Origin of the sequence: Bradyrhizobium sp. S69, assembly GCF_009766005.1 — a bacterium.
Taxonomy (GTDB): domain Bacteria; phylum Pseudomonadota; class Alphaproteobacteria; order Rhizobiales; family Xanthobacteraceae; genus Bradyrhizobium.
The window spans coordinates 34180-51231 of record NZ_LMUK01000009.1; the positions used below are offsets into that span (position 1 = coordinate 34180).

The window sequence follows — 17052 nt, forward strand, 5'->3', positions numbered from 1 at the left end:
CAAGGTGCGAGCTCTCCCGGCAGCGCACTTGCGCTGTCCGGTGCGAGCCTCGAAGGATGGTGTTCAGCATCGTGCTTGCGGCCATCCTTCGAGGCGCGCAAGAAAGAGCGCGCACCTCACGGGTGAACGCAATTGCGTTCATCCCGGGGATGACGGTTCCGGTGTGTCCCGGCGCCTTACGCGCAATTGCGCGCTAGGCAGGGACGACATATGCGCTCCCTCTCCCCGCAAGCGGTCGCAAGCGGGGAGAGGGAGAATAATCCTAACCCCCCGTTTCGGCGCTGATGATGTCGCCGAACAATTCCCACTGGCCGTTTTTGAACTGCATCATCTTGAGCTGTTCGACCGGCGCGAAGTCGGTGGGGCTGGTGGTGATGGTGATGCCGGGGACCAGGGTATCGGGCGCGAAGTTCTTCAGGCTGGCCGCCTGCTTCATGACGTTTTCCCGGGTCAGGGTATCGCCGGACTGCTTGAGCACCTGGATCATGGTTTGGGCGGCGGCATAGCCATAGACCATGTTGGCGTCGGCAATGTTCGAACCGGGCATGTACTTGTCGGCGAACGCCAAGAACTTCTTCATGCCCTCGTCGTTCTTCCACTGCGGATCGGACGCGTCCTTGAGGTAGCCGGCCGACAGCACGCCTTCCGAGGCCTCAAAGCCGGCAGGCTTCATCACCGCGCCGATCGAGATCGAAACGTCGGTCATCAGGTGCATCGGCTTCCAGCCGATCTCGGCCATCTTCTTGATGGCTTGGGCCGCGAATTTCGGCGTCGAGATGTTGATGAACACGTCGGCGCCGGTGTCCTTGAGCTTGACGATGTGGGAATCGATCGAGGGCTCGCTGGTCTCATAGCTTTCTTCCGCGATGATCAGCTTGGAGGCCTGGTCGCCGAAGATGTCCTTGATGCCTGCCACGTAGTCCTTGCCGAAATCGTCGTTCTGGTAGAACACCGCGACCTTGGCGCCCGGCTTGTTCTTCAAGACGTACTTGGCGAAGATCCGGGCCTCGACGCGGTAGCTCGGCTGAAAGCCCATGGTCCAGGGAAAATCTTTCGGATCGTTCCACTTGCTGGCGCCGGTGGCGACGAACAGTTGCGGGACCTTCTTGGTGTTCTGATATTTCTGCACCGCCGATTGGGTCGGCGTGCCCAGCGCATTGAAGATCAGGAACACTTCGTCGCTTTCGATCAGCTTGCGGGTCTGCTCGACGGTCTTCGGCGGACTGTAGGCATCGTCGTAGCTGACGAAGTTGATCTTGCGGCCGTTCACCCCGCCGGCATCGTTGACCATCTTGAAATAGGCATCCTCGGTCTTGCCGATCACGCCGTAGGCGGAAGCCGGGCCGCTATAGGCCTCGATATTGCCGAGCTTGATTTCGGTATCGGAGGCGCCGGTGTCGTAAACCTTTTGCGCTAGCGCGCCGTGGCTGGTCAGCGCGATGACGGCTGCGGCAGAGGCAGCCGAAATCAGCCTGGAGGCAAGCTTGTTGGTCATGGAATGTACCCTTCGTTGAACGGAGATCGAGATTGGATATTCGGGATGAATGGTGGGCCGGCGTACCGGATGGCGGCCCGAGAATTCGGCGGCCGATGATCCGGCGTCCGGCGGCCAAGGCGTCTGATCCAGTGCTGGCGCGAACTGGTAATACTCCTCCTGTCAGCGGTCTGGCGCCGCTTGGTCCCTGATCGGGCCTGTGCCGCGCAACATGCCCAACTCGGGGCGGGCTGGCTAGCTGGACTTTTGGGCATAGCCGGCTGGAGCCGCGTTAAGATTACCCGCCTTGCTTTTGGGGCACCTTGCTTTTGGGACGTCTTGCTTTTAGGACGCCTTGCCTTGAGGGGCAGCAACGTGGCTTGATCCGCGCCATCGGCCGGTGATGCGGCCAAGGACGGCTTCAAGCGCGGCTTCAAGTACGGCTAAGGCGGCGCATTCTGCCAGAAGGAATATCCGATGATCACGCTCTATCATTGCGATGCAGCACGCTCGTTTCGGCCGCTTTGGATGCTGGAAGAGCTGCGTCTTCCTTACGAGCTGAAAATGCTGCCGTTCCCGCCGCGGGTATTCGCCAAGTCCTATCTGGCGCTCAATCCGCTCGGCACCATTCCTTTTCTGATCGACGGCGAGACCCGGATGACGGAGTCCACCGGCATCTGTCATTATCTCGGCACCCGTCATGGACCGACGCCGCTGATGGTCGGCGCCGACGAGGCTGATTTCGGCGCGTTCCTGAACTGGATGTATTTCAGCGATGCGACGTTGACCTTTCCGCAGACACTGGTGCTGCGCTACAGCCAGCTCGAGCCGGAGGAGCGGCGCAATCCGCAAGTCGCCGGCGATTACGCCAAATGGTTTTTCGGCCGGCTGCGCGCGGTCGAAGCGGCGACCGTCAAGGCGGAGACGTTATGCGCCGGCAGGTTTACCGCGGCCGATATCGCGATCGGCTATGCCTTGCGGCTGGCCGACAATATCGGGCTGGCCAAGGATTTCGGGCCGAATGTCGCAGCCTACTGGCAACGCCTGCAAGCCCGCGACGGCTACCGGCGCGCGGTCGCCGCCGAACAGCAAGCCGGGATCGAACAAAACGTCTCGCCGCGCGTTCGAGACTGAGGTACTGCGCTGCCAGCTCAGCACACGGCCTTGTGACACCCCGCCGGGGCGGCTTTTGATATGCCGCCTCTCGTGGCAGGCCGGTGCGCTCGACAATAACACCCGAGGGGAGCGCGCCGTGGATTGCCGCCAAAAGGAGAAAAAATAAAATGTTCAAGCTCATTGGAGCCGCGGCGTTTGTGGGCGTCGCACTCACGGCATTGCCGGCATCCGCTCAACCATACGATCCCTATGATCCCTACGATTATGCCTACTGCCTGCAAGGCAGAGACTACGGCTTGCCGGGGTTGTGCGAGTTCACCAGCTACGCGCAGTGCCAGGCCACGGCGTCAGGAACGAACTCGTATTGTGGCCAAAATCCCCGATTTGCATTCGCAGCCCCTCGGGACGGCCAACCACTTCAAAGCTACGCGCGCATGCCTCACCGGCATGACGGAGCGCATCACCGGCATGGCCGGCGGCATCACCACGCGCGGTGACGCTATCTCGGACGTCATCCCCGGGATGAACGCAATTGCGTTCACCCGTGAGGTGCGAGCCTTATTGGCGAGCCTCGAAGGATGTACGGATGCACGATGCTGAACAGCATCCTTCGAGGCGCGCAAGAGCGCGCACCTCAGGATGACGTTTACGTTTTCGGTGCAATAAGACGGTTTTCAGTCGGGCCGCCCAGGCACCCTCACCAGCCGTACTTCAGGTTGGCAGGCACCAGTCGGCGCTGGCCGTAGATGCAATCGGCCGCATCGAGCGTCGTTTCACTCGGCCTTGTCGATATTCCAGAAGATCGGCGTTGCCGGTCCGCCGAGCATGCCGGTGAGCGATTTCCGCCACGCGCTGGGCTGGAGAAATTGTCCGAGCGGGATGACAAGCACTTGATCGTAGATTTCCTTCTGGATATCGGCCGCGATTTTCTTCTGCTCCTCCGGTGACGATGAGCGCGCAAAAGCGTCTTTCAACTGTTCGATCCGGGCGTCTTCCGGCCAGCCGAACCAGCCGCCGTTCCGGCCTCTGCCGCCGACGTAAACACTGGCGATCGGGTTCGCCGCGTCGGCGCCGGTGAAATTGGTGAAGAACATATTCCAGCCGCCTTCCTTCGGCGGCTTCTGGCTGGCGCGGCGGGAGACCACGGTCTGCCAGTCGGTTGCCTGCAGATCCACCTTGAAGCCGGCCTGGCGCAGCAATTGCGCCGCAACGACCGGCTGCGCCTTCAGCGGCACCGCATCGCCGGGCGCCAGGATCACGACGGGCGTGCCGTCATAGCCGGATTCGGCGAGCAGCTTCTTTGCCTCCGCCATCCCGTCACCCTTCACCAGCGTCTCCGAGCCGACATCGGTGGCAAACGGTGTGTCGCAGATGAACACGGCACCGCAAATCCGGTAGTATTCGGGATTGCCGACCAGCGCGTCGAGAACGTCCTTCTGGTTCAAGGCGATGAACGCGGCGCGGCGTATCTTGACGTTGTCGAACGGCGGATAGAGGAAATTCATTCGCCCGCCGGTCTGGAAGCCGAGCTTGCTCAGGGTATCGACCTTGATGTCCTTGTCGGCCTCCAGCATCGGCAAGATATCGAAAGCCGGAGCTTCCATGAAATCGATATCGCCAGATTGCAGCGCGTTCGCCGCGGTCTGGGCGTCCGCCATCGTGATCCATTCGACGCGGTCGACCTTCACGACCTTGCCGCCGGCGGTCCAGCTCGGGGGCTCCGAGCGTGGAACGTAGTCCCTGTTCTTCTCATAAACCGCCTTCACGCCCGGCTGGAATTCGGCTTGCACAAACTTGAAGGGGCCCGAGCCGATCTGTTCCTTGATTTGCTGGCCGGGTGGGGTTTCCGCCAATCGCTTGGGCATCATGAACGGCGCATAGGATGAAGGCTTCCCGATCGACTCCAGCACCAGCCCGTAGGGCTGCTTCAGCTTCAAGGTGATGGTCTTGGTATCGGTGGCTTCGAGGCTGGCGGTAAAATCCATCAGCTTCTGGCCCATGCTATCGTTCCTGGCCCAGCGCTGCAGCGACGCCACGCAGTCTTCCGCCGTGACCGGCGTGCCGTCATGCCATTTCAGTCCGTCGCGCAGCGTGAACGTATAGATGAGCTTGTCGTCGGAGATCTTCCAGTCCGCCATCTGTGGCTGGATCCGGAAGTTCGCATCCATGGCCAGCAGCGTGTCGTAGACCATGTAGCCATGATCGCGCGTGATGTAGGCGGTGGTGAATTCGGGATCGATGATCCGCAAGTCGGAATGCATCACCGCGGTGATGGTCTTGGCACCCGCCGGCGCGGAGACGGCCAGCCCGGCCGCGAGCGCGCCCGCGGCCAAATACAGAACACGTCGAGCAGAAAGGGTCATGGCGCGCTCCTAACGATGTCAAAAGCTATTGCCATAGGTATTGCAATTCCCGTGCCCGGGAAAGGGTGACGGTTCCCCGGCAACGGCTTCGCCGTCATCCTGAGGTGCGAGCTTCTTGGCGAGCCTCGAAGGATGGCCGCATGCACGATGCTGAACACCATCCTTCGAGGCGCGTCGAAGACGACGCGCACCTCAGGATGACGGTGCGCTTTTGAGTGAAATTAGACCGCTTTTGCTACGCCCTCGTTTTCACGCCCGCCGAGGCATCGTGGACCTCGATGCCGGCGAGCCGCGACGTTCACCAGCGATACTTCAGGTTTGCGAGCACGAGGCGGCCCTGGCCGTAGATGCAATAGGCCGCGCTGAGGCAGGAGGCGATGTATTCCTTGTCGAACAGGTTGGACACCGAGATGCCCGTCGAATAGCCCTTGAGGTTGGCGAATTGCCGTCCGAGATCATACTGCACGCCGAGATCGACCAGCGTGAACGGCGGCACCTTGAAGGCATTGGCTGTATCCCAGGTCGCGTCGAGATAGCGCACGCCGCCGCTGATCTTGAGGCCGGGCGCGATATTGGTCGGCATGTCGTAGGATAACCAGGTCGATGCCATGTTGCGCGGAATGCCGTTGGGCACGAGGCCGACGGTCGATGGAATGCCGTCAACGTTCTCGGCCTTGTCGAAGGTGTAGGCGGCGATCATCTGCAGATTATCGGTCAGATAGGTCCGCGCCTCGAGCTCGACACCGCGTGATCGCACCGCGCCAATCTGGGCCGATGCGCCGCCGCCGAGGCTGACGACGACATTGGTCTGGGTCAGGTCGAAAGCGGAGATCGTGAACAGGTTTTTGGTGCCGAGCGGCTGGTATTTGACGCCGACCTCGGTCTGCTCGCCTTCGGTCGGGCTAAACGCCACGCCCGCGGCGTTGGTGCCGAGCTGGGGCTGGAACGAGGTCGCATAACTGACATAGGGCGCTACGCCACTGTCGAAATTGTAGATCGCACCGATCCGCCCCGTCAGCGAATTGCTGTCCTGGTCAGTCGCGGTCGCACCGGTCTTGTAGGGAACGATATGCGAGGCGGACCAGTCCTCGCGCAGGCCGCCGACGATGGTCAGCTTGCCGATGCCGATTTGATCCTGCGCATACAGACCGGTCTGATCGGTGCTCTGTCTCGTCGACGACCCCAACAGGAAATCGGGCAGTGCGATCGTCTGGTAGACCGGATTTGTCAGGCTCAGCGCCGGCGGATTGGGCGCGGTATTATAGCCTTCCAGGAACTGGTGATTGTACTGGTAGTTCTGGTAGTCGACACCGAAAACAACCTGGTGCTTCAACCAGCCGGTATTGAAGTTCGCGATCGCCTGATTGTCGATCGCGAAGGTGCCGAGCGTTCCCGAATTGATGTAGGGCGCGCGCTCGATCGCGGTGCCGCCGTTGGTGCTCGCAGCACCGTCGGCGGCGTTCTGGATGTAGATCTGATCGTAGGAATAGCGGACGTTCTGCTTGACCTGCCAGATGTTGTCGATCTGATGTTCGAACGAATAGCCGACCGAGGTGTCCTGCTTCTTGAATTGATCGAAGCCGGGGTTACCGGTGTCGAAGGAGGGGCCGATTTTCACCGGCCCGGGCAACACCGTTCCGACCGCCGGCACGAAATTATAGGCGCCGGCTTTCGGGTCGTTCTGGTAGTTCGCGATGATGGTGAGCTTGGTGTCCTGATCTGGCCGCCAGGTAATCGCCGGAGAAATCGCGACGCGCTGCTGATCGACATAATCGGTCTGGGTGCCGGTGTTGAGCCCGATGCCGGTCAGGCGATAGAGCCATTGCTTGTCGTCCGTGAGCGGTCCGCTGAAATCGAAGCCGCCTTGCGCGCGCCCGTAACTGCCGGTCTGGACGAACACCTCATGATACGGCGTGTCGGTCGGCTGCTTGCTGACGAGATTGAAGAATCCGCCGGGAGGAACCTGGCCAAACAGAACAGACAGCGGCCCGCGGATGCTCTCGATGCGATCGATGAAGTAGGGATCGCGGGTTGCGAAGTTGAAGCCGACGCCGGTTCCGGTCGATGTCGGCGGGGCGATCGGCAGGCCATCGAGAAAGGTGCTGGCCTGGAAGCCGCGGCTGTAGAGATATTCCAGCGAATCCTCGTTGATGCCGCGCTGCTCCGCCACCACGCCCGGCGTATATCGCAAGGCCTGCGAGACGCTTTGTGCGTTCTGGTCGACGATTTGCTGATGGGTTACGACCGACACCGATGCCGGCGTCTGCATCAAGGGCGTATTGGTCTTGGTCGCGCCGGCGCTGGTCGGCGCCACGTAACCCTGGATCGGCGATCCCGTCATCGCCGTGGCGCCCGCGGCCGCAGCACCACTGGACGCGGCCGACGTCTGTCGTCCTGGCTTGGGGCCGCTCGCATGGCGCGAATTGGCTGCGTTTGTCCGCGGCGCACTGCGTTGGACCCGTTTCGGTGCGAGGCTTTGCACCACCACCGGAGGCAGTTCGTTTGAACCGGCGCCGGCCGGCGCCGCGCCGCCGGCTGTTTGCGCAAAACTTTCCGCGCTGCAAATGTTCAGAGCAAGCGTGCCGACAGCGCCGAGGCACACGAGCCTCGGCCATTCCTTCGAAGTCCCCACCGATATTCCCCAAAATGTATCAACATTGTTTCGGGGGAACGTCTAACTCATCGGGTTTGTCGCTGACATGCGGATGGCTTTAGAAGCTATCGAGATAGGCTTAGAAGCTATCGAGACTTGAATTGTTAGAACGGGTCTAAGCGTTGCCTCGTTGAACGCAGCGTCATTTCGATGAAGGCAACAGTGGCATCGTCGTCCCCGGGGTGAACGCAATTGCGTTCACCCGTGAGGTGCGAGCTCTTGCGAGCCTCGAAGGATGGCCGCAAGCACCGAGCTGAACACCATCCTTCGAGGCGCGTCGAAGACGACGCGCACCTCAGGATGACGGCGCGGTTTCGATCGGAGTGAGTGAGGGGTGCAACAAGACCGCTCCTACGCCTCGCGCCCCGTGCCCTCATTCAGCCAGCACGCCACCTGATGCTGCGTGGCGGTTTCCGCCAGCACCGGCCGCTCGACCTTGCAGCGGTCCATCACGTGGCGGCAGCGGGTGTGGAAGGCGCAGCCGGAGGGCGGGTTGATCGGGCTCGGCACGTCGCCGTCGATCAGCGGCGCGACGCGCTTGGCCTTCGGATCGGCCACCGGCACCGATGCCAACAGCGCCTGGGTGTAGGGATGGCGCGGGTTGGCGAACAGTTCGCGCTTCTCGGCGATCTCGACAATGCGCCCGAGATACATCACGGCGACGCGGTGGCTGATATGGGCCACCACCGCGAGATCATGCGCGATGAACAGATAGGAGAAGCCGTGCCGGCGTTGCAGGTCGATCAACAGATTGATCACCTGGGCCTGGATCGAAACATCGAGCGCCGAGACCGGCTCGTCGCACACGATCAGCTTCGGCCCCAGCGACAACGCGCGCGCGATGCAGATGCGTTGCCGCTGGCCACCGGAAAATTGATGCGGATAGTTTTTCATCTGGTCGGGCCGCAACCCCACCTGCTCGAACAATTCGCCGACGCGGTCGCGTTTTCGCTGGCCGGTTGCGAGGCCATGCACCTCGAGCGGCTCGCCGACGATGTCGCCGGCGGTCATGCGCGGGTTGAGCGAGGCGAACGGGTCCTGGAATACGATCTGCATCGATCGCCGGTGCGGGCGCAGTGCGGTCTTGCCGAGCCGCGTGATGTCGGTGCCATCCAGCCTGATGGCGCCGCTGGAGGGTTCGATCAGCCGCAGCACGCTGCGCGCGACGGTGGATTTGCCGCAGCCGGATTCGCCGACGAGTCCAAGCGTTTCGCCGGTCGACAGCGAGAAGCTGACGCCGTCGACGGCATGCACGGTGCCGATACGACGGCGCAACACGCCGCCGCGCACCGCGTAATGCTTGACCAGATCGGTGACCTCGAGCAACGGACTTACGTCGGTCATGGCGCCGCCACCAGTTCTCCCGCGCGCCAGCACGCCGCGAGATGGCCATCGAAATCCTGCAACGGCGGATATTCGGCGCGGCAACGCTCGACCGCGAGCCCGCAGCGCGGTGCAAAGGCGCAGCCCGTCGGCAGGTTGGTCAACGACGGCACCATGCCGGGAATCTCGGTCAGCCGCGCATCGTTGTTTGCGTCGAGCCCGATCACCGCGGGCATCGAGGCCATCAGGCCACGCGTATAGGGATGTCTTGGATGTCTAAACAAATCCTCGACGGTGGCTTCCTCGACCTTCCTGCCGGCATACATCACGATGACGCGCTGCGCGGTCTGCGCCACCACACCGAGGTCGTGGGTGATCAGGACCAGGCCGGTGCCGAGCCTGGTCTGCAGATCGACGATCAGCGCCAATATCTGTGCCTGGATCGTGACGTCGAGCGCGGTGGTCGGTTCGTCCGCGATCAACAGCGCCGGCCGGCACGCCAGCGCCATCGCGATCATGGCGCGCTGACGCATGCCGCCGGACATCTGGTGCGGATATTCCTGCGCCCGCCGTTCCGGTTCGGGAATCCGCACCAGCCGCAGCATATCGACGGCCTGCTTCCAGGCCTCCCTGGCGCTGATCGGCCGATGCAGGCGGACCGCTTCGGTGATCTGGTCGCCGATCCGCATCACCGGGTTGAGCGAGGTCATCGGCTCCTGGAAGATCATCGAGATGCGATTGCCGCGAATTTTGCGCATCTCGGCCTCGTCGAGTTCGAGCAGGTCGGTGCCTTCCAGCGTCACCGAGCCGCCGACCACCCGGCCGGGTGGGTCGGGCACCAGCCGCATGATCGAAAGCGCCGTCACGCTCTTGCCGCAGCCGGATTCGCCGACGATCGCCAGGGTCTCGCCGCGGCGGACCTGGAACGAGACGTCGTCGACCGCCCTGAACAGTCCCGAATTGGTGAAGAACACCGTGTGCAGGTTCTTGACGTCGAGAACGATGTCTTGCGCCACAGCTTCGGTCATCAGCCGCGCTGCCTGGGATCGAGGATGTCGCGCAGCGCGTCGCCGAACAGATTGGTGCCGAACACCGCAAGGCTGATGGCGATGCCCGGGAAAATCACCAGCCACGGCGCGGTGCGGACATATTCCACCGCCGATTCCGACAGCATGCGTCCCCACGACGGGTACGGTTCGGGGATGCCAAGGCCGAGAAACGACAGCGAGGCTTCGGTGAGGATGGTCGAGCCGAGTTGGGCGGTCGCCAGCACGATCAGCGGCGCGATCGTGTTCGGCAATACGTGACGAAGCGCAATCCGCGTCTCGCTCATGCCGATCGACTTGGCGGCCTCGATAAACGGCAGCTCGCGCAGCGCCAGCGTGTTGGCGCGGATCACGCGGGCAACCGTCGGAATCAGCGGGATCGCAATCGCCAGCATCACATTCGGCAGCGACGGCCCCAGCGCCGCCGTCATCACCAACGCCAGCACCAATAGCGGCAGCGCTTGCAGGATATCGGTCACCCGCTGGAACACCAAATCGACCCAGCCGGAGAGATAGCCCGATGCCAGACCGATCATCACCCCGATCGACGATCCGAGCGCGGTCGAGCCGATGCCGACGGCCAGCGAGATCCGCGCGCCATGGACGATCCGGCTCCAGACATCGCGGCCGAACGAATCGGTTCCCATCCAGTGCAGCATGCCGGGAGCCGCCAGCCGATGCGCCGAATCGATGCTGAGCGGATCGAAGCGGCAGATCAGGTTGGCGAAGATCGCGGTGCAGACGAACAGCAGCATGATGCAAAGGCCGATCGTGCCGAGCAAATGACGTTGCGCCAAAAACACCAGCCGGCGCCAGCCATGGGTCGCTTGGGCGCCGGCGCGCCTCAGTTCGCTATCGTAATTGACCACGGCCAAACGTCGGCTCTCCTAATCGGTGTAGCGGATGCGCGGATCGATCGCGGCGTAGAGCATGTCGACCGTGAAGTTGGTGAACACCACGACCACCGCGATCAGCATCACGAGGTTCTGCACGATCGGATAGTCGCGCCAGCGCAGCGCCTCGACCAGGTAGCGGGCGATGCCGGGAATATTGAACACGGTCTCGGTGACGATCAGGCCGCCGATCAGGAAGGCCGCCTCGATACCGATCACGGTGATGACGGGAAGAATGGCGTTCTTGAGGGCATGGCGGTAGTTGATAGACGCCTCGGAGGCGCCCTTGGCGCGCGCGGTGCGGATATAGTCCTGGCGCAGGATTTCGAGCATCGAGGAGCGCGTGATGCGCATGGTCAACGCGGCGCTGCGAAAGCCCACGGCCATCGCCGGCACGCAATAGATCGCGATCGCCTCGCTCCAGGTCTTCGGATGGGGATTGAAGATCGGCATGGTGCCGAACAGCGAGACCGACGCCATCAGGATCAGCAGTCCGAGCCAGAACGAGGGCAGCGACAACCCACTCAGGCTGACCACGCGCAAGGCATAATCCAGCCGCGTGCCCTGGTGCACCGCGCTGATGACACCCAAGGGAATGCCGATCGAGGCGGAGAACATCAGAGCGAGGCCCGCGAGCCGCGCCGTGATCGGAATCCGCGGCAGGATTTCGTCAAGCGCGGGCTTCTCGGACACATAGGAATAACCGAGATCGCCGCGCGCGAGGCCGCCGATCCAGTGCAGATATTGCATGACGATGGATTGATCGAGCCCCAGATCGTGCTCCAGATGCGCCTTGTCGGCCGGATCGACATATCCGGCGGCGGCGAACAGGATGTCGACGATATTGCCCGGAACGATGCGCAGCAGCACGAAGATGATGACGGAGATGCCGAATAGCGTCACCAGCATCAGGACCAGGCGCCGCACGATGTAAGCAAACACCTTGTTGTCTCCCCTGGTCGGCTGGCTTTCGGTGGCGGGACGTTACTTGTCGAGCCACACATCCTCGTAACGATAACCATTGTACGAGCTGTTCACCATGACGGTGACGCCTTTGACATAAGGCTGCCAGCAGGTGCCGGTCCGGGCGTGGAAGATGATGGGGCGGGCGACGTCGTCCTGCAGCTTCTGGTCGATCTCCCAGACCAGCTTCTTGCGCTTGGCGACGTCGGTTTCGATCGATTGCTGGTCGAACAGCTTTTCGATGTCCTTGTTGCAGTAGTTGGTGTAGTTGCGCTCCGAGCCGCAGGAATAATTCTCGTAGAACGACTGGTCGGGATCGTCGACCGCGTTGCCGGTGAGATTGAGGCCGAGCGCGTAGTCCTTGCGCGCGACTTTCGGGAACCACTGCGCGGTGTCGACCACATCGAGTTCGGCATCGATGTAGATGCTCTTGATCTGATCGATCAGGATCACGGCCGGATCGCGGTAAACCGGAATGTTGCGGGTCGATACCTTGACGGCGAGGTGCTTGTCGGGGCCGTAGCCCGCCTTCTGCATCAGCTTGCGCGCCTCGTCGCGGTTGGCGTTGACGTCGGGACCATAACCCGGGATCGCCTCCAGCATTTCCTTCGGCATCGCCCACAGGCCCTGCGGCGCCGGCTCCATGGTGCCGCCGATATCGCCCTGGCCCTCGAACATGATCGAGATGAACGCCTTGCGATCCAGCGACAGCGCCAGCGCGCGGCGGATGTCGAGATTGTCGAATGGCGGCGAGGACGAATTGATGATGATGTTGGTGGAGACGTTGTTCGGCTCGACCACGCATACCGCGTTCGGCGCCTGCGACTTGACGTCCTTCAAGAGCGGGATCGACACTTCGGTCGGGAATGTCATGTCGAACTGGCCGGAGACAAAACCCAGGATCGCGGTCGAACGGTTCGGCGTGATGGTGAACTCGATGCCGTCGAGATGCGGCAGGCCCTTCTTGAAGTAGTTCTCGTTGCGCACCAGCTTGATCGATTCATTGGCCTTGAACTCGACGAATTTGAACGGACCGGTGCCGATCGGGTGGGTGCGCATGTCGGCCGGCGACACATGGCACGGATAGACCGGCGTGTAGCCCGAGGCGAGCAGCGCCAGCAAGGCCGGCTGCGGCCGCTTGAGATGAAACGACGCCTCGAAATCGCCGTTCGTGGTGACCTCGTTGACCTGATCGTACCAAGATTTGCGCGGGTTCTGCCGGAATTTCTGCGGCGACTTGCCCATCAGCATATCGAACGTGCATTTGACGTCGGCCGACGTGAACGGCTTGCCGTCATGCCAAATGACGCCCTGATGAAGCTTGAAGGTCAGGGTCTTGTTGTCGCTGCTCCAGGCCCAGCTGTCGGCAAGATCAGGGACGATGTCGTCCATGCTGTTTTGCGCGATGGTCTGATTGTAGATGACGAGGTTGTTGAAGACCGGCATGAACGGAACGTTCATCGAGTAGGTCGCGCCTTCGTGGATCGAGGCGCTGCCCGGGCTGTCGCGATGATAGAGCCGCAGGATGCCGCCCTGCTTCTCGGCCGCGAGCGCGGGACCCAAAGCCGCCAGCAACGACAACATGGCGGCGACAAGCGTTCGCACGCTCCGCATGATTCCCTCCCTCAGCATCCCGGCCTCATCGCGGGCCGTAGATGGCACAAGGATAGCATGGCAAGGCGTGCAGGCAACCAGCAAGGACGGCGGCCGGCATGCACACTTCGGATGAAGGCGACGATCCCGCAAGGTGCGACGTTTTGGCGAGTTAGCCGCGAGCACTGAGCTTGTGGCTACAGCCAGGCTCGCAACAACCGCTCACGTCATCCTGAGGTGCGAGCCCTTGCGAGCCTCGAAGGATGTTGTTCCGCGCAGTGCGTGCAGCCATCCTTCGAGGCTCGCCGAAGACGGCGAGCACCTCAGGATGACGGTTGCGCTAACGGATCCGCTGCCCGACGGGCAAATCACCTTCGCGCGCCGAATCCTGTCCAGCCCTCCGCGCAAAAATATTTCGCTTTGTTTTTGACCCAACTCAGTTGCGTATTGCGTGCGTCCCACCCGACAAGAGGGGCGTTGCGCACGTCACGAAACGCGCGGTGGGATGCGGTGGACGCGGAGTTTGCGAAAGACGATCGCAAGCGTTCGCGGACGGCAAAGTCGTGTGGTCCTGACGCCCCAATGGCCGGTGTCAAGCTCTTGAGAAGCTCACGCTTCTTGGAGCGACGGTGACAAACAAGCCTGGTCTCGCCGGGGAGAGCACGGAATAAGCTGTAAAACCATTGCGCAGGGAAGGCCGGAGTGTTTCCGCTGAACCTGTATGCTCATGTGCGTTTTTTTGTCTACCTTTGCACATGAGACCGCGGGTGCAGCGCGCACCCGGTCTTCCCCGCGCCCTCTCTTGAGGGTCGCGTGCGCCCTCTTCTTTTTGAGGGCCGATGAATTTGCAAAACTCGGGCGAATGCTGTCGCGAGATCGCGGAGTTGTGTTTTCTTTACCCTACCCTGGAGGGGGAGGGTCGCTCGCGTAGCGAGCGGGGTGGGGTGGCGAAGCCGCGAGTGGTGTTAGGCGAGACCTCGTTCCGTAGCGTCGCCACCCCACCCCGTCTCACATTTCGCTGCGCTCCATGTGAGCCGACCCTCCCCCTCCAGGGGAGGGTGAAGTCAAGCAACCACCTTTCTGCCGCGAGCAACGTCAGGCATGATGGGCCCCGACGATTGGATAATCTCGGAACCTTAAGGGGGTGCGCCGATGGCGGATTCCGGTCAAGACAGGGATGGCGAGGGCGAACCGGCCGGTCTGCCACGGTTGGCCAAGGTCGCCGGGGTTGTGATCGATCTGCGGGACGGCTTTCGAAACGAACCGCGCTCGCCGGAATACCGGGCGATCCACGGTCTGGCCGCCGATGCTGAGGATAGCCACGAGGATTGGATTGCGCGGCTGCATCCGCAAGATCGCGACCGCACAGTACAGGTTTTGCTGGATGCGGTAAGCGGCGGCGCGGAACAGGTTTCCTATCAGTACCGCATCGTCAGGCCGAGCGACGGGCAGGTGCGATGGCTCGCCACCGACGCGCGGATCGAACGAAGCCCGGACGGAAAGCCGCTGCGGTTTGTCGGCGCCCATATCGACATCACCGATCTCGTGGTCGCCAAGGAAACGCTGCGCGAAAGCGAGGAGCGGTTCCGGCTGATCGCCAATAGCGCGCCGGTTCCGATGTGGGTCAGCAAGACCGATGGCACCCGCGCTTTCGCCAACCAGGCCTATCTGGAGTTTCTCGGTGTCGCTTACGAAGCGGCGTTGGCGTTCGATTGGCGAAAAATATTGCATCCGGATGACGGAGCGCGTGTGGTCCAGGAAAGCATCGCCGGCGAAGCGTCGCTCAAGCCGTTTGCGCTGGAAGCGCGCTATCGGCGGGCCGACGGGCAATGGCGGTGGATGCGGTCGGAATCGCAACCGCGCTGGGACCCCGCCGGAAAACATATCGGCTTCATCGGGGTCGCGCATGATGTGACGGTGGCCAAGCAGGCCGAAGTCGAGCTTCGCCGTCTCAACGAAACGCTGGAGCAGCGCATCCGGGAACGCACCGCGCAGCTGCAGTCCAATGAAGCGCAGATGCGCACGATCATCGAGACCAGCAACCAGTATCAGGGCTTGCTCGATCTCGCGGGCAACGTCGTCTACGCCAACAAGACCATGCTGGCGAGCGTCAGTGCCCGCCTGTCGGATGTGGCGGGAAAGCCGTTCTGGGATACGCCATGGTTCTCGGCCACCGAGGGCGCGCGCGACATCGTTCACGGTGCCTTTGCAGCGGTTTTGACCGGCGAGAGCGTCCACGCCGAAATGCGGCTGCATCTGCCGGCGGGCGATCGGTTTTTCGATTTCACGATGCGTCCGGTGTTTGACCAATACGGCGTGGTCTCCGCCGTACTGCCCGAAGCGGTCGACATCACCGAACGGCGGCGCTCCGAAGAAGCGCTTCGGCAATCGCAAAAGATGGATGCGGTCGGCCAGCTCACCGGAGGCGTGGCGCACGATTTCAACAATCTGTTGACGATCATCCGCTCGGCCACCGATTTCCTGCGCCGCCGCGAACTGAGCGAGGATCGCCGCCGCCGTTACATCGACGCGATTTCGGACACCGTCGACCGCGCCTCGAAACTGACCGGGCAATTGCTGGCGTTCGCGCGCCGCCAGCCGCTGACGCCGCAGGTGTTCAATGTCGGCGCGCAGGTCGAAAGCATCGCGCAGCTGATCCGCCCGCTGATGGGCGGCCGGATTCAGATCGAGCTCGATCTGTGCGAGCCCGAGTGTTTCGCGATGGCCGACGTCGCCCAATTCGAGACCGCGGTGGTCAACCTCGCGGTCAATGCCCGCGACGCGATGGCGGATGAGGGCTATCTGTCGATCCGCGTTACCGCGGTCGAGGCCGTTGCCACGCTGCACGGAGAGGTGAGCCTGATCGACCGCTTCGTCGCCATCTCGGTGACGGATAATGGATCGGGCATCGCGGCCGATCAGCTTGATGCGATCTTTGAACCCTTCTTCACCACCAAGGGCGTCGGCAAAGGCACAGGCCTCGGCCTCAGCCAGGCGCTCGGATTTGCCAAGCAGTCGGGCGGCGAAATCAAGGTGACCAGCGTGGTGGGCAAGGGTTCGACCTTCACCATCTATTTGCCGCAGGCCGAGAGCGCGGTCGGTGGCGTGGAAGTCGCCGATACCCGCGCCGAAGCGGCCATGAGTGGACGCGGCCATCATGTCCTGGTGGTCGAGGACAATGTGGAGGTTGGGCAGTTCTCGACCGAATTACTCAAGGATCTGGGTTACGTGGTCAAATGGGCCGTCAATGCCAGGGAGGCGCTCGCGGTCCTCACGGAGAACGAACTCGCCTTCGATCTGGTGTTCTCCGACGTCATCATGCCCGGAATGAACGGCGTCGAACTCGCCACCGTGATTCGCGAGCGATACCCCGGCCTCCCGGTGGTTCTGACCAGCGGCTACAGCAGCGTGCTCGCGGAAAACGCCCATCGCGGCTTCGAGCTGATCCAGAAACCCTATTCGGTCGAAGCGCTTTCGAGAACCCTTCGCAAGGCCATCTCCGAACGACGCCCGGCGGAGTGAAGTCCCGTTACAAGAAAGTCGCTGACATCAGAGCCGGTGACGCTATCTCAAACGTCATCCTGAGGTGCGAGCCCTTGCGAGCCTCGAAGGATGGTGTTCAGCGCTG

The 17052-nt window shown here is 62.3% G+C and carries 11 protein-coding genes and 1 pseudogene; 4 read left to right on the plus strand and 8 right to left on the minus strand.

Going from position 1 to position 17052, the window contains the following annotated elements; translation table 11 throughout:
• Nucleotides 1–262: 262 nt before the first annotated feature.
• Nucleotides 263–1495 (minus strand): ABC transporter substrate-binding protein, encoded by a 1233-nt coding sequence (locus tag GSQ88_RS02240; protein WP_159005756.1) that lies wholly within the window; start codon nucleotides 1493–1495, stop codon nucleotides 263–265.
• A 456-nt stretch (nucleotides 1496–1951) separates the two neighbouring features.
• Between GSQ88_RS02240 and GSQ88_RS02245 the strand changes: the two genes are divergently transcribed.
• From GSQ88_RS02245 to GSQ88_RS36120, 3 genes and pseudogenes are all read left to right on the plus strand, one after another.
• Entirely contained in the window at nucleotides 1952–2608 is a 657-nt protein-coding gene (locus GSQ88_RS02245; RefSeq protein WP_159005757.1) for a glutathione S-transferase family protein, read from the plus strand.
• A gap of 149 nt (nucleotides 2609–2757) precedes the next feature.
• Nucleotides 2758–2943 (plus strand): annotated as a pseudogene (locus GSQ88_RS36115) (DUF3551 domain-containing protein); the annotation flags it as partial.
• A 13-nt stretch (nucleotides 2944–2956) separates the two neighbouring features.
• Nucleotides 2957–3190, plus strand: coding sequence for a hypothetical protein (locus GSQ88_RS36120; RefSeq protein WP_502706687.1), 234 nt, complete (start codon nucleotides 2957–2959; stop codon nucleotides 3188–3190).
• A gap of 173 nt (nucleotides 3191–3363) precedes the next feature.
• Here GSQ88_RS36120 and GSQ88_RS02255 read toward each other — a convergent pair whose 3' ends face one another.
• From GSQ88_RS02255 to GSQ88_RS02285, 7 genes are all read right to left on the minus strand, one after another.
• Nucleotides 3364–4953, minus strand: a complete 1590-nt coding sequence (locus GSQ88_RS02255) for an ABC transporter substrate-binding protein (protein WP_159005759.1) — start codon at nucleotides 4951–4953, stop codon at nucleotides 3364–3366.
• A gap of 298 nt (nucleotides 4954–5251) precedes the next feature.
• Nucleotides 5252–7294: a TonB-dependent siderophore receptor gene (locus GSQ88_RS02260; protein WP_159005760.1), complete on the minus strand. Its 2043-nt coding sequence runs from the start codon at nucleotides 7292–7294 to the stop codon at nucleotides 5252–5254.
• A gap of 663 nt (nucleotides 7295–7957) precedes the next feature.
• Nucleotides 7958–8950 carry an ABC transporter ATP-binding protein gene (locus GSQ88_RS02265; protein ID WP_159005761.1) on the minus strand — a complete coding sequence of 331 codons (993 nt, stop codon included), beginning with the start codon at nucleotides 8948–8950 and terminating at the stop codon, nucleotides 7958–7960.
• Nucleotides 8947–9957: an ABC transporter ATP-binding protein gene (locus GSQ88_RS02270; RefSeq protein WP_159005762.1), complete on the minus strand. Its 1011-nt coding sequence runs from the start codon at nucleotides 9955–9957 to the stop codon at nucleotides 8947–8949. Before GSQ88_RS02270 ends, GSQ88_RS02265 begins: the two co-directional genes overlap by 4 nt.
• Complete coding sequence (locus tag GSQ88_RS02275) at nucleotides 9957–10850, minus strand: ABC transporter permease (RefSeq protein ID WP_159005763.1); 894 nt, start codon at nucleotides 10848–10850, stop codon at nucleotides 9957–9959. Before GSQ88_RS02275 ends, GSQ88_RS02270 begins: the two co-directional genes overlap by 1 nt.
• A gap of 12 nt (nucleotides 10851–10862) precedes the next feature.
• A complete protein-coding gene (locus tag GSQ88_RS02280) occupies nucleotides 10863–11810 on the minus strand; it encodes an ABC transporter permease (protein WP_159005764.1) in 948 nt (315 codons plus the stop codon).
• A gap of 42 nt (nucleotides 11811–11852) precedes the next feature.
• Nucleotides 11853–13445, minus strand: coding sequence for an ABC transporter substrate-binding protein (locus GSQ88_RS02285; RefSeq protein ID WP_159005765.1), 1593 nt, complete (start codon nucleotides 13443–13445; stop codon nucleotides 11853–11855).
• A 1131-nt stretch (nucleotides 13446–14576) separates the two neighbouring features.
• Here GSQ88_RS02285 and GSQ88_RS02290 point away from each other — a divergent pair.
• The gene (locus GSQ88_RS02290) at nucleotides 14577–16946 is read left to right on the plus strand and encodes a PAS domain S-box protein (protein WP_159005766.1); all 2370 of its coding nucleotides are present in this window, start codon (nucleotides 14577–14579) and stop codon (nucleotides 16944–16946) included.
• The last annotated feature ends 106 nt before the right edge of the window (nucleotides 16947–17052 follow it).

Coding starts and splice junctions, on each gene's coding strand:
- GSQ88_RS02290 (WP_159005766.1), top strand. CDS start 14,577: ATGGCGGATTCCGGTCAAGACAGGGATGGCGAGGGCGAACCGGCCGGT.
- GSQ88_RS02245 (WP_159005757.1), top strand. CDS start 1,952: ATGATCACGCTCTATCATTGCGATGCAGCACGCTCGTTTCGGCCGCTT.
- GSQ88_RS02265 (WP_159005761.1), bottom strand. CDS start 8,950: ATGACCGACGTAAGTCCGTTGCTCGAGGTCACCGATCTGGTCAAGCAT.
- GSQ88_RS02285 (WP_159005765.1), bottom strand. CDS start 13,445: ATGCGGAGCGTGCGAACGCTTGTCGCCGCCATGTTGTCGTTGCTGGCG.
- GSQ88_RS02270 (WP_159005762.1), bottom strand. CDS start 9,957: ATGACCGAAGCTGTGGCGCAAGACATCGTTCTCGACGTCAAGAACCTG.
- GSQ88_RS02260 (WP_159005760.1), bottom strand. CDS start 7,294: ATGACGGGATCGCCGATCCAGGGTTACGTGGCGCCGACCAGCGCCGGC.
- GSQ88_RS02240 (WP_159005756.1), bottom strand. CDS start 1,495: ATGACCAACAAGCTTGCCTCCAGGCTGATTTCGGCTGCCTCTGCCGCA.
- GSQ88_RS02255 (WP_159005759.1), bottom strand. CDS start 4,953: ATGACCCTTTCTGCTCGACGTGTTCTGTATTTGGCCGCGGGCGCGCTC.